General features: G+C 54.1%; 8 protein-coding genes. 6 read left to right on the forward strand and 2 right to left on the reverse strand.

The features are described 5' to 3' along the window. Positions 1 to 570 precede the first annotated feature (570 nt). From ED901_RS05540 to ED901_RS05550, 3 genes are all read left to right on the forward strand, one after another. The gene (locus tag ED901_RS05540; RefSeq protein WP_240993869.1) at positions 571 to 1,350 is read left to right on the forward strand and encodes a helix-turn-helix domain-containing protein; all 780 of its coding nucleotides are present in this window, start codon (positions 571 to 573) and stop codon (positions 1,348 to 1,350) included. An 85-nt stretch (positions 1,351 to 1,435) separates the two neighbouring features. Further along, positions 1,436 to 2,734 (forward strand): MFS transporter, encoded by a 1,299-nt coding sequence (locus ED901_RS05545; RefSeq protein ID WP_122095247.1) that lies wholly within the window; start codon positions 1,436 to 1,438, stop codon positions 2,732 to 2,734. Positions 2,735 to 2,776: 42 nt separating this feature from the next. Then, the gene (locus tag ED901_RS05550; RefSeq protein ID WP_240993870.1) at positions 2,777 to 5,434 is read left to right on the forward strand and encodes a glycoside hydrolase family 78 protein; all 2,658 of its coding nucleotides are present in this window, start codon (positions 2,777 to 2,779) and stop codon (positions 5,432 to 5,434) included. A gap of 67 nt (positions 5,435 to 5,501) precedes the next feature. Here ED901_RS05550 and nifJ read toward each other — a convergent pair whose 3' ends face one another. Next, positions 5,502 to 9,026, reverse strand: a complete 3,525-nt coding sequence (nifJ, locus tag ED901_RS05555) for a pyruvate:ferredoxin (flavodoxin) oxidoreductase (RefSeq protein WP_122095248.1) — start codon at positions 9,024 to 9,026, stop codon at positions 5,502 to 5,504. A gap of 304 nt (positions 9,027 to 9,330) precedes the next feature. Between nifJ and ED901_RS05560 the strand changes: the two genes are divergently transcribed. Then, positions 9,331 to 9,615 carry a DUF333 domain-containing protein gene (locus tag ED901_RS05560; protein ID WP_056770399.1) on the forward strand — a complete coding sequence of 95 codons (285 nt, stop codon included), beginning with the start codon at positions 9,331 to 9,333 and terminating at the stop codon, positions 9,613 to 9,615. A gap of 95 nt (positions 9,616 to 9,710) precedes the next feature. Here ED901_RS05560 and hslJ read toward each other — a convergent pair whose 3' ends face one another. Further along, positions 9,711 to 10,133: a heat shock protein HslJ gene (hslJ, locus tag ED901_RS05565; protein ID WP_056770403.1), complete on the reverse strand. Its 423-nt coding sequence runs from the start codon at positions 10,131 to 10,133 to the stop codon at positions 9,711 to 9,713. Positions 10,134 to 10,370: 237 nt separating this feature from the next. On the opposite strand from hslJ, the gene ED901_RS05570 reads away from it, so the two are divergent. Further along, positions 10,371 to 11,471 (forward strand): ABC transporter ATP-binding protein, encoded by a 1,101-nt coding sequence (locus tag ED901_RS05570; RefSeq protein WP_122095249.1) that lies wholly within the window; start codon positions 10,371 to 10,373, stop codon positions 11,469 to 11,471. 65 nt (positions 11,472 to 11,536) lie between these two features. After that, the gene (locus ED901_RS05575) at positions 11,537 to 12,817 is read left to right on the forward strand and encodes an ABC transporter substrate-binding protein (RefSeq protein WP_122095250.1); all 1,281 of its coding nucleotides are present in this window, start codon (positions 11,537 to 11,539) and stop codon (positions 12,815 to 12,817) included. The last annotated feature ends 1 nt before the right edge of the window (position 12,818 follow it).

Raw genomic sequence — 12,818 nt, forward strand, 5'->3', positions numbered from 1 at the left:
CCGCGCTCAAAAATCACGCCGGAGGGAGTGGTGGAAAACCGCGCGTGTTTTTGCGCGGGTTGTAACCCGAGCGGAGGGCACCGCGTAGCGGCGGGATTTTGCGGCAATAGGAGGAGTTTCTGAAACATAGCCCGCGAGCGACAGCGCGCAGTTAAAAAAACGCAGGATTCCAAAGGGTTTCGTTTAAAACCCTTTGGGCCCGTTTGGGCGGCGAGCCCAAGGTCTTGACGTTAAAACGCATTCGCAGCCGCTAAGGCCAGTGTGGGTGGCAACCCACGGTCTTGCCCTTGACCTGAAGCCAGATATGAAATATCCCCATTCCCCCTCTATTGTCATTTATGACACAAATATCACTATTACTTACGCCCCAGTGCCAACCCGCCTTATAGACTTGTCATCACTATTACGCTTTAATCATGCCATCGGAGCGGAATAATCATTCAGGGACCAGGATGAATAATTAAATCCCTTATAAGGAATTAACTCGGTGATTTTATGAGGACATTACAGGTCAGGGATTTCTTTCTTTCAGAACAGCACGCTTTCAGTTTATTCGATATGAATCACCAAATGATGGAAGATGTCCACCGGCATGAATTTGATGAGTTGGTTATTGTTCGTCACGGCAGCGGGTTTCATATTATTAACGATCAGGTGGAGTTTATCTATAAAGGCGACTTCTTTCTGGTGGCGGCTAATGATATTCACTGCTATCAGTCAACCAATAAATTGTCCGTGATAAATGTATTGTTGCATAAAGAAAGGGAATTTAAATTCATTCAAAACATTGACGCGCTAATTCATCCAATCGCCGAGCCTCCCTGTACGATGAAAAAGCATCGCGTAAGCCTTACCGATGAGGAACTGAATAAAATAGGCAGCGTGGCCGACATGATTAATTCACAGTGCGACGCAGAGTTTGACAGCCATTACTTTGCCTGCGCGGAGTCCGGCTTGCTGTCGATCATCGTGACGCTCTTTCAGTGCGCCAGCAGAAAAGGGGACCGCATCCACAACACTGATAGCGGCAAGCGACACCTGCTCAATTACTTACGCGAGAATTACGCCAGCAGCATTAACTGGGACTATTTATGCGAAGAAAGCGGCGTCGCGAAAAGAACCATGTGCCGCTTTATTAAAGAAATAACCGGTTATACGCCTGAACAGTTTCAGAGCCGGTATCGCCTGTTAAAAACGCAGGAGTTATTACGCACATCAGATTATCCGATTGGAAAAATTGCCACGCTGTGCGGATTTAATAACGCCCCGCGCTTAACCGAAGCGTATAAAAAACAGTTTCAACGCACACCTTCTCAGGAACGTGCTCGGGTGAGTAATAGTGTTATTTGAACGTCACGGGTAAAAATAAGTCATTCCTCTGCAAAACAAAAACAGTGAGAGATAAAATTAACGATAACTCATAAAGGTAATTATTATGTCAATCATCAAACGGACAAATCCCTGGTATGTGGGGGGAGTCTCTGGCATGGCCTCTTATATTGATTCTTCGGCAATTGTATCAAACGGAACGGCGCTGGTTATTTATCAGAAAGCCATTGGAACAACGTCAGTGGAAATCGGGATCCTTTCCGGTGTATTAACGTTATGTATTGCGCTCGGCGCACTTCTTGGCGGCAGGCTGGGAGATTGTTATGGCAGACGTAAAGTCTTTATCACCACCATGGCGATGATTATTACCGGCACCCTGTTACTGGCGTTTGGCATTAATTTCCAGATGCTGCTTATCGGCACTCTTTTTGTCGGGCTGGGAACGGGGGCCGATCTGCCGGTTTCATTAGCCACCATTGCCGAAGCGGCTACCGATAAAAACCGGGGCAAAATTATCGGGCTTTCAAATCTTCTATGGTTCCTGGGCATCGTGATGACGATGGCGATTTCCGCCATGGTGGGCGGCTGGGGCCAGGCTGGGGCGCAAATTATGTACCTTCATGTTTGCGTGGTCGCGGCAATATTACTGTTATTACGCTGCACAATACCGGAATCGGGATTATGGCTGAGTGCTAAACAAGATCGTGAAAAAGGCATATCCAGCGTTCGTGCCCAAAAAACAGCATTTAAGGATCTGATCCGGGGAAAATATCTCTGGCCCTTCGTCGCGCTGTGTATTTTTTACAGCTTCACCAATCTTGCTGCGAATACAGGCGGGCAGTTTGGGACTTATATTGCGGTGAATGTGGTAGGCATCAGCGTGGAGAAAAATTCTCTGTGGAACCTGATGACCATGCCGGTAGGCGTGGTGGCGGGAATTATGTTTATGCGGTTTGTCGATACGAAAAAACGGATGCCGACCTTTATTCTCGGCGCCTTCTGTTTTGCCGGGGGATTTTTCCTGCCGGTAATATTTAATTTCTCTCCCATCTCCTGGTTCAGCTGTTTATTCTTTACCGCACTGGGCAGCGGGCTGGCGTTTGAAGGCATTATGAAAGTCTGGTCGCAGGAATCATTCCCGACCATGCTCCGCTCAACGGCGCAGGGCATTATTGTGGCCATCTCCCGTTTATCCTGCGGTTTGCTGGCCTTTGTCACCCCGTTATTACTCGATGCCGGGCCGATTGCGCTGTACTCGATTTTATCCACGGTCGTGGCACTCGGATTATTGATTGGTTGGCTGTGTTTCCACGGTAAACCCCGTAATGAATTTAAAAGTGAGGCTGAACCTTTCTTTGAGGATTCACCGGTATTTCATATTGATACGCCCGCAGCAAAAATTTAATTCTTTCACCGTGAAAGGATCCCCTTATATAAGGAATGCGAAATGATGTTATCAGTGAGCAAACTGACGTTAGATCACGAACCGGCTTTATCGGGCGTGGAACGGTTACCCGTGATGGGATGGAAAATCGAAAGCCGTCATCGCAATGTCAGACAAACCTCGTATCAGCTGCAAATCAGTCAGGATATATGTTTTAACCAGATCGTTTTCGACAGCGGCGTCCAGCACAGTGAACAGTCGAACAATATTGTTTTAGCGAATGTCGCATTAATACCTTCTGCCCGCTATTTTGTCCGCGTACGTGTACAGGATAATTATGCTGAAACCAGCGCCTGGAGCGAACCCGCCGGGTTTATTACCGGTCTGCTTGATAGCGGTTGGCGCGCAGAGTTTATTTCGGCGGAGAAACCAGAAGACAAAGATAATTCAAAAGCCACGCTGGTAAGAAAAATCTTCGAAGCCGACGGTCATAAATCCATTTCTTCCGCGTTCGCGCATGTCAGTGCGTGGGGTATTTATCAGTTGTATGTGAACGGGAATAAAGTCGGCACGGATGAGCTGACGCCGGGATGGACCAGTTACGCTCATCATCTGCTTTATCAGACGTATGATCTCACGGATATCCTTTGCGGCGGGCTAAATGTTATCGGCGCGATGTTAGGTGCCGGCTGGTATAAGGGCGATATGGGGTTCACCCGCGACCGTAATTATTATGGCGAAAATACCGCGCTTATTTGTCAGGTTGTCATTACCTATACCGACGGCTCACAAGACATCATTAACACTGACGAAAGCTGGGAAGGGGACGATTCTCCCATTCTGTTTGCGGAAATTTATGACGGCGAAATTTACGACGCCCGGCAGGAACAAACCGGCTGGAGCTCGCAGAAATTCACCCCGCGTGTCTGGCGGCCGGTCAGGGTGATGGCAGGCGATAAAACGGTGCTTAAAGCGCAGGCAAGCGGCACGGTTAAGCAGACACAAAGGCTGAAACCGGTCGCGATGATTACCACGCCGCAGGGCGACCGCGTGATCGACTTCGGTCAAAACCTCAGCGGCTGGGTGGAATTTTGCGTTAAAGGTCGCGCGGGGCAGAAAGTGATATTGCGCCATTTCGAAGTGCTGGACGCCGCGGGAAATGTCTATCTCGATAATCTGCGCTCCGCGAAGCAGCGCACCGAATATGTGCTCAGGGGGGAAGGGGAAGAGTGCTGGCATCCGCACTTTACCTGGCAGGGGTTCCGTTACGTAAAAGTCGAGGAGTATCCGGGTGACGTGGATCTGAATAATTTCACCGCCATTGTCCTGCACTCTGCGATGGAACAAACCGGCGAATTCTCCTGTTCCAGTGCGGAACTCAATCAGTTGCATCACAATATTCTGTGGGGACTGAAAGGCAACTTTATCGATGTGCCAACGGACTGCCCGCAGCGCGATGAGCGGCTCGGCTGGACGGGGGATGCACAGATTTTCTGCCGCACCGCCAGTTATCTGATGCAGACGCGAAATTTCTTCGCCAAATGGCTGACCGACCTGCGTTATGACCAGACGCCTGAAGGCGGCGTGCCGCATGTTGTCCCGGACATTCTGACCAACCATTGCGGCAAAGATCGGTTGCTGGCCGATGGCGGCACCCATTCGGCTTCTGCCTGGGCCGATGCGGCGGTGATCAACCCCTGGACGATGTATCTGATGTACGGCGATACGCGGGTGCTTGAAGATCAGTACGACAGCATGAAAGGCTGGATTGATTTCATGGAGGCGCATTCAGAGCATCACCTCTGGCGCTATAAACTCCAGTTTGGCGACTGGGTGGCGCTGGACGCAAAAGAGGGCAGCTATTTCGGGGCAACGCCCAACGATCTGACCTGCACGGCCTACTTTGCTTATTCCACGCTGCTGTTTTCTAAGGCCGCCAGCGTATTAAACCGTACCGAGGATCACCGGAAATACGCCGATCTGCATGAAAAAATCGTCCACCGTTTCCAGCAGGAGTTCTTCACTCCCGCCGGCAGGCTGGCGGCCAGAACCCAGACGGCACATATTCTGGCGCTCTATTTTAATCTGGTTCCGGAGGCCTTCCGCCAGAGAACAACAGAGACGCTGGTCGAACTGTTAAACGAACACGACGGCCATCTGGTGACCGGCTTCGTCGGCACACCTTATTTCTGTCATGCCCTCAGCCAGAATGGCCGGCTGAAGGAGGCCTGGCAGTTATTGCTGAAAGACGATTTTCCGTCATGGCTGTATCAGGTCAAAGCCGGTGCGACGACAATCTGGGAGCACTGGGATGGCATCAAACCCGACGGCTCAATGTGGAGCGCGGACATGAATTCATTCAATCATTATGCCTACGGCGCGGTGGGTGAATGGTTATACCGCGTAGCGGCTGGCATTGAAGCTGACGAAGATCAGCCCGGATTCAAACATGTGATCATTCAGCCGCGGCCCGGCGGCGGCCTTGACTGGCTCGATGCCCGTTATCAGTCGATTTACGGCGCGATAGGCGTGCGCTGGGAAGTGAATGGTCAGACAGTGGATCTTCGGGTCAGCATTCCGGCCAACACCTGCGCGACGCTCCTCCTGACGGACGGCAAAACATTGCATGAAACCGATGGCATTGATTTTGTGCCCTGCGTGCAAGGGTATACGGCGGAAGTGGGGTCGGGGGAATATCGGGTGAAATATGCGTTAGTCTGAGTTTCAGGTCGTGCGCTGCCGCTGGCGGGCTATATTCCACCAGCGGCTCCGGTTATTACCGCGAGACTTAAGACTCCGTTTTCTTCCCTGCCAGCATCGCCAGAAAATCATATTTCTGCTGCAACTCTTTCTCCGCTGCGGCATACAACATTTCCGCGACTTCCGGCTGCTGTGCATTCAGCCTTCTGAAACGCTGCTCGTTATTGAGCGTGTCAGTCAGCCCGCTGGATGGTGGCCTTGAGTCGAGCGCCAGCGCCGGTTTCCCTTCTTCCACACGACGCGGGTCGAAGCGGTACAGCGGCCAGAAACCGGTGGTGGTCAGCTGTTTCATCTGATCGTGGCTGAGTGCCAGATCATAGCCGTGTTCCTCGCACGGGCTGTACGCGATAATCAGCGACGGCCCCGGATAGGCTTCGGCTTCCTGAATGGCTTTGACGGTCTGGTTGAGCTGCGCACCGAGGGAAATCTGCGCGACATAAACATGGCCGTACATCATCATGCTGACACCCAGATCTTTGCGCGATTTGCGTTTGCCCTGTTCGGCGAATTTCGTCACCGCGCCGAGCGGGGTGGCTTTCGACTGCTGTCCGCCGGTGTTGGAATAACATTGGGTATCGAGCACCAGCACGTTGACGTTTTCCGTCAGGCTTAACACGTGATCCAGCCCGCCGAAACCGATGTCATACGCCCAGCCGTCGCCGCCAATCAGCCAGATGGATTTATCCACCAGATAATCGGCGTCCGTTGCCAGCTGCCGTGCGTCCGGCGTGTCGATGTCTGCCAGAATTTTACGCAGCGCCATGACATGTTCGCGTTTCACTTCCGGCGTGGAAGTGTCATCGCGCAGGCCGCCTAAGACCTCCGCCGGAATATGTTCTTCCAGCGAGGCAACTAAGCGCAGCACGCGGCGGCGGTGTTGATCAACCGTCAGCCGGAAGCCCAGACCGAACTCGGCGTTATCTTCAAACAGCGAGTTCGCCCAGGCCGGGCCACGGCCTTCGGCGTTGGTGGTGTAAGGCGTGGACGGCAGGTTACCGCCGTAAATCGAGGAACAACCGGTGGCGTTGGCGATTAGCAAGCGGTCGCCATACAGCTGGGTAATCAGTTTGATGTACGGCGTTTCGCCACAGCCGGAGCAGGCACCGGAATACTCAAACAGCGGCGTGATCAGCTGCGACGTGCGGATGTCGATGCGTTCCAGCGTGCTTTGATCAATCTCCGGCAGTTTGAGGAAGAAGTCGTAGTTTTCGCGTTCTTCCTCGAGGTGCTCAATGCGATCCGCCATGTTAATGGCTTTGATCGACGGATCCTGACGGTCTTTCGCCGGGCAGACTTCGACGCACAGATTACAGCCGGTGCAGTCTTCCGGTGCGACCTGCAACACGTATTTCTGGCCGCGCATATCGCGGGATTTCACATCCAGCGATTGCAGGGCAGACGGCGCAGCGTCCAGATATTCAGGCTGAACCACTTTGGCGCGGATCGCCGAATGCGGGCAGGCGGCGACGCAGTGGTTGCACTGGGTACACAAATCCGGTTTCCAGATCGGCACTTCTTCGGCAATGTTGCGTTTTTCCCACTGCGTGGTGCCGGTCGGCCAGGTGCCGTCCGGCGGGAACGCCGAAACCGGTAGCGCATCGCCAAGACCTGCCAGCATCGCGGCGGTCACCGTTTTCACAAAGTCCGGTGCGGCATCGGAGACGATCGGCGGGCGTTTGCGCGGGTTTTCAGGAATGGGCTGTAACGGCACGGCAACCAGTTCTTCCAGCGTTGCCCCGAGCGCCATCCAGTTGCGGGTCACCACGTCTTCGCCTTTGCTGCTGTAGCTGCGGGCGATTGCCCCCTGTAATTCTTTCAGCGCTTCGTCACCCGGCAGGATCTGCGTCAGGTGGAAGAACGCCATCTGCATGACGGTATTAATGCGTGCGCCGAGTTTACATTCGCGGGCAATTTTGGCGGCGTTGATCACGTAGAAACGGGCTTCACGCTGATGCAGGGTTGCCTGCACTTCCAGCGGCAGCCGCGCCCAGACTTCATCGGCGCTGAACGGCGTATTCAACAGGAAAATACCGCCATGACGCAGGCGCTCTGCCATCTGGTAAAGATCGATAAACTGCCACTGATGACACGCCACGAAATGCGCCTGCGTCACCAGATAGGCAGACTTGATCGGAGATTGGCTGACGCGCAAGTGCGACACCGTCAGGCCACCGGCCTTTTTGGAGTCGTAAACGAAATAACCCTGCGCGTACATCGGCGTGCTGTTACCGATGATTTTGATGTTGTTTTTGGTCGCCGACACCGAGCCGTCGCTGCCCAGCCCGTAGAACAACGCTTCCAGAGAGGCGCGCTCCGGCAACTCTTCTTCTGTTACCGGCAGGGACAACCCGGTGACGTCGTCATAAATGCCGACAGTAAAGCGCGGGCGCGGCTGGCTCAGCGACAGTTCGCGAAATACTGACATCACGCAGTCCGGGCCGAACTCCTTCGAGGATAATCCGTAACGACCGCCTATCACTTTTGGCAGCGAATCACGTTCGCCACGCGAATAGGCTTCGGCCAGCGCGGTCATCACGTCGAGGTACAACGGCTCGGCCAGCGAGCCAGGCTCTTTGGTGCGATCGAGCACCGCAATGCTTTTCACCGTTTGCGGCAGCACGGACAACAGATGTCCGGCACTGAACGGGCGGTACAAACGCACTTTCAGCACGCCGACTTTCTCGCCACGCGCATTCAGGGTTTCGATCACTTCTTCTGCGGTGCCAATGCCGGAGCCCATCAGGACGATCACCCGTTCGGCCTGCGGATCGCCGACATAGTCGAACGGCTTATATTCGCGGCCGGTGAGGGCGGCAAATGCATTCATTGCGTCAATAACATGCTGGCAGGTGGCGTTGTAGTAAGGATTGGTGGCTTCGCGCGACTGGAAATAAGTGTCCGGGTTAGCGGAGGTGCCACGGATCACCGGATGATCAGGTGAAAGTGCGCGGGCGCGGTGGGCATCAATCTGCGCCTGCGGCAGCATCTGCTGAAGGGTATCGTCACTCAGCGGGGCAATTTTATTGATTTCATGCGAGGTGCGGAAACCGTCGAAGAAATGGATAAACGGCACGCGGCTGTTGAGGCTGGCGACCTGCGAAATCAGCGCGAAATCCTGGGCTTCCTGCACACTGGCGGCAGAGAGCAGGGCGCAGCCGGTCTGGCGTACCGCCATAACGTCGGAGTGATCGCCAAATATCGACAGCGCGTGCGTCGCCACGGTACGGGCGGCGACGTGCAATACAAACGGCGTCAGCTGACCGGCCAGTTTGTACAGGACCGGGATCATCAGCAACAGACCCTGCGACGAGGTGAAAGAGGTCGATAATGCGCCGGTCTGCAACGCGCCGTGGACGGTGGAAATCGCGCCGGCCTCGGACTGCATTTCCATTACCGTCGGGACATCGCCCCACAAATTTTTCTTTCCTTCGCCTGACCAGGCACCGGCAATTTCGGCCATGGTAGAACTCGGCGTGATCGGATAGATGGCAATGACTTCGTTAGTGCGATAAGCCACGGAAGCGACTGCGTTATTACCGTCAGTGGTGATCATGGAATACCCTTTGCTTGCTCACAAAACAGGCCGGTCAACATGCGGTTTTACCGGCAAGAATGATAAAAGCTTAGCAGAGGGCGGAATAATCAATTTATCCTGATTGTGTGCAAGGTTTTTTATTAGTCAGGTGAATGAATGGGCCGTGCGGGAAGCGAAAGTGTTTCTGTTTATGAACAAAACCCCGATTTTTAGGAAAAAGTTGATGTTCTTTCGCCGGAAGGCTCGACGCAGACGAAAAACGTCGGATATGATGACCGTTCTATAATTCCCCGCTATATCGCACTATTCAGGAGCAGGACAGATGATCACTGCGTTTCGCGTGTTACTGGCCACCGGCGTGCTGGTGTTATCCGCATGCAGCAGCCACGAAGAGTCGGCTGACGTTCCACAAAAAGGCAACAGCGTGAATGTTGGCCAGCGCACCGTGAATATGGACAGCCCTGCGTTTGCTGCCTGTTCTATGGCAGGCGGACAATTGCGACTGGCTCCTCAGCTTGACGGCAGCCGCGTCGGGATGTGTTCAATGGCGAATGGCCGTCAGTGCTCTGAAAGCGCGTTGATGCAGGGCCGTTGTACTGCAGGCTAATGTACCGCAGGCTAAGCTTTTTACCCCAGTCACTGACCTTGGTGAGCTTCCGGGGCATGATGTTAGTTGTTGCTCAGACCTGATCCCAAACGGGATTACATGCGGTCTTTGAGGCGATAAATCAGCGTATGTTTGCCCTGTGTCAGGATCATTTTGTGATCCTGCAAGGTCACTGCTGCGCCATGACTGAGCACATCACCTATCACCTGATCCCATTTGTTCAGATTCTCGTCGCTGCACAGCATACGGGTGGAGGCCAGCCCTTTCACGGTCAGCACGTTGTTTTGCAACTCGCCCTGGCCGAAGAAGTTATTACACATTTTGCCGGAAACGTGCATTTTCTCCCCAAACTCGATCTCCGGAATACGCCCCTGCGCCGCCGGAACGGTCTGCCCGTCAACGCTCAGCAGTTCAAACCGGTGATGCTGTAAATCGTGTTGTTTCACGGTGGTGTCCTGACCCATGCTGCATGCGCTCAGTGTGATGGCTGTCGCCAGAATAAACAGTGCCTTTTTCATCTTCTCTCCTGAGAAATATTCCATTCACATTCTCCGATGTAATAGATTCATCTGGATAATGCGTAATTTTCAACTCCATTGTAGCGTGAATAAATAAGGATGTTAAAGGCCAGATTGGCCTGTGAGTGCCACTGCGCCCGTTCTGCCCGTATTCCTCCTGTCATCTGCACATCATAAAACCGTCATTTTACCCCGCTAGGTTATGCCCATCCTCGGTCACAGAGATGCATTACGGGCATGAGCTATTTATCACTCCATCACATCCAGAAATCATGGGGAAACAAGGTCGCACTTAACGACATCAGTTTTGATGTGGAAGAGGGCGATTTCATTGCGTTACTGGGGCCGTCTGGCTGCGGTAAATCCACCATGCTGCGCACTATCGCCGGGCTGGAGTCTGCTGACAGCGGGACGATTTATTTCCGTCAGGAGGATGTCACCGCACTCTCGCCGTCGCAGCGCAAACTGTCGATGGTCTTTCAGTCCTATGCGCTTTTCCCGCACATGAGCGTGCGCGAAAATCTGCTGTTTGGCCTGCGGGCACGGGGGGAAGATAAGCGCCATTTCGCCGCCCGTCTGGCTGAGGTCGGTAAACTGATGGAGTTGGATCAACTGCTTGACCGGTTGCCGTCGCAGCTTTCCGGCGGACAGCAGCAGCGCGTGGCGCTCGGGCGGGCGGTCATCGCCAATAATAAGCTCTGCCTGATGGATGAACCGCTGTCCAATCTTGACGCCAAACTGCGCCAGAGCATGCGCCGCGAAATCCGCGCGATTCAGAAAAAGCTCGGTCTGACGATGGTTTATGTCACCCATGACCAGACGGAAGCGATGAGCATGGCCGATAAAATCATTCTGCTTAATGACGGCTGCATCGAACAGCACGACACGCCGGACAACCTCTATAACAACCCGACCAGCATTTTCGCTGCGCAGTTCATCGGTGCGCCACCGATGAATATCCTGCCGCTGGTGCATCGCGGTACGCATCATTATCTCGCCAGCATGCCGGTACCGGTGGTGGAACATCCGGACGAGGCGCTCAGTCTCGGGCTGCGGGCTGAAGATATTCAGCTGACCGACGCAGCGCACGCCGGTCTTACCGCGCAGGTCATCAGCCATGAATACATGGGTGCCGACACCCTGGTGGTGTGCGCGCTGGCCGGATACCCGGAGCCGCTGACCGTAAAAGTCGCCGGTATGCGCCGCTTCGCCGAAGGCCAGGCGGTCGGGCTGCAATGGGCAACCGGCGCACAGTATTTTTTCTTCACTGCGGGCGGCAAGCGCTGTTACCTCGCTGAACGTGCCTGTTTACCCTCAGAAAATAAAGTCGCTGTGTAATTTGTACCTTTTGTTTTTATTCATTTTTTGACTTCACAACACGGTTAAATGCCAAAGGGAAAATCATGTCACCTGCTCATCGTTTCTCACGCCTTGCCACTGCATTGTTGTTGATCACCGGCACCTCCGCATTTGCGGCTGATCCGGTTAAATTGCAAATGTATTACCCGATCGCCGTTGGCGGCAAAATCAGCCATACGGTAGATACCCTGGTGGAAGACTTCCAGAAAACCCATCCGGACATCAGCATTCAGCCGGTGTATACCGGCGATTACGCCACCACCGTCACCAAAGCGCTGACCGCGTTTCGCGGTGGCAATGCGCCGCAAATCGCGGTGATCGGTGATATCGAAGCCTATTCCCTGATTGACGCGGGCGCGATCCTGCCGGTCAGCGATCTGGCCAATGACGCTGAGGGCAAAAAGTGGATCGACGGCTTCTATCCGGCGTTTATCCGCCACATTCAGGACAAAGTGTGGAGCATTCCGTTCCAGCGTTCGACCGTGGTGTTGTACTGGAACAAGCAGGCGTTTGAGAAAGCCGGTCTGAACGGCAACACGCCACCGGCCAACTGGCAGCAGGTGGTGGATTTCGGCAAGAAACTGGTGATCCGCGACGGTAACGACGTCAAACAGTGGGGCATCGAGATCCCTTCCACGCCAAACGGCTACTGGAACTTCCAGGGGATCGCCGCCACTAACGGCAGCCATCTTGATAACGGCAAAGGCACGGCGGTCACCTTCGACACGCCGGCAAACGTCGAAGCCTTACAGTGGCTGACCGATCTGGCACAGAAAGACGCGGTATCGCCTAAAGGCGCGATTGCCTGGGGCACCACGCCGCAGGACTTTATCGACGGTAAAACCGCGATGATGGTCACCACCACCGGTAACCTGACGACCGTGCGCGATAACGCGAAATTCCCGTTCGGCGTGGCGATGCTGCCTGAGAAAACCCGGCGCGGCAGCCCGACCGGCGGCGGTAACCTGTACGTCTTCAAAAATACCACGCCGGAACAGCAGAAAGCGGCGATGGCGTTTATCCGCTGGGTCTCCGCGCCTGAACAGGCTGCCCGCTGGAGTATCGCGACCGGTTATGTCGCGACGTCTCCTGCCGCGTGGGAAACACCGGTGATGCAGGAGTACGTTAAAAAAGTGCCACAGGCGCTGGTTGCCCGTGAACAGCTGAAATATTCCCAGCCTGAGCTTTCCACCTACAACAGCGTGCAGATCCAGGAACTGATGAACCATGCGATCGAAGCCGCCGTGACGCAGGCGAAAACCCCGGCAGATGCGCTCAGCTCTGCGCAAAAACAGGCTGACCGTCTGTTGAAACCGTACCAGTAAG

The organism is Rahnella sp. Larv3_ips (assembly GCF_003697865.1).
Classification (GTDB): Bacteria; Pseudomonadota; Gammaproteobacteria; order Enterobacterales; family Enterobacteriaceae; genus Rahnella; species Rahnella rivi.

Coding starts and splice junctions, on each gene's coding strand:
- ED901_RS05540 (WP_240993869.1), top strand. CDS start 571: ATGATGGAAGATGTCCACCGGCATGAATTTGATGAGTTGGTTATTGTT.
- hslJ (WP_056770403.1), bottom strand. CDS start 10,133: ATGAAAAAGGCACTGTTTATTCTGGCGACAGCCATCACACTGAGCGCA.
- ED901_RS05545 (WP_122095247.1), top strand. CDS start 1,436: ATGTCAATCATCAAACGGACAAATCCCTGGTATGTGGGGGGAGTCTCT.
- ED901_RS05570 (WP_122095249.1), top strand. CDS start 10,371: ATGAGCTATTTATCACTCCATCACATCCAGAAATCATGGGGAAACAAG.
- ED901_RS05575 (WP_122095250.1), top strand. CDS start 11,537: ATGTCACCTGCTCATCGTTTCTCACGCCTTGCCACTGCATTGTTGTTG.
- ED901_RS05560 (WP_056770399.1), top strand. CDS start 9,331: ATGATCACTGCGTTTCGCGTGTTACTGGCCACCGGCGTGCTGGTGTTA.
- ED901_RS05550 (WP_240993870.1), top strand. CDS start 2,777: ATGATGTTATCAGTGAGCAAACTGACGTTAGATCACGAACCGGCTTTA.
- nifJ (WP_122095248.1), bottom strand. CDS start 9,026: ATGATCACCACTGACGGTAATAACGCAGTCGCTTCCGTGGCTTATCGC.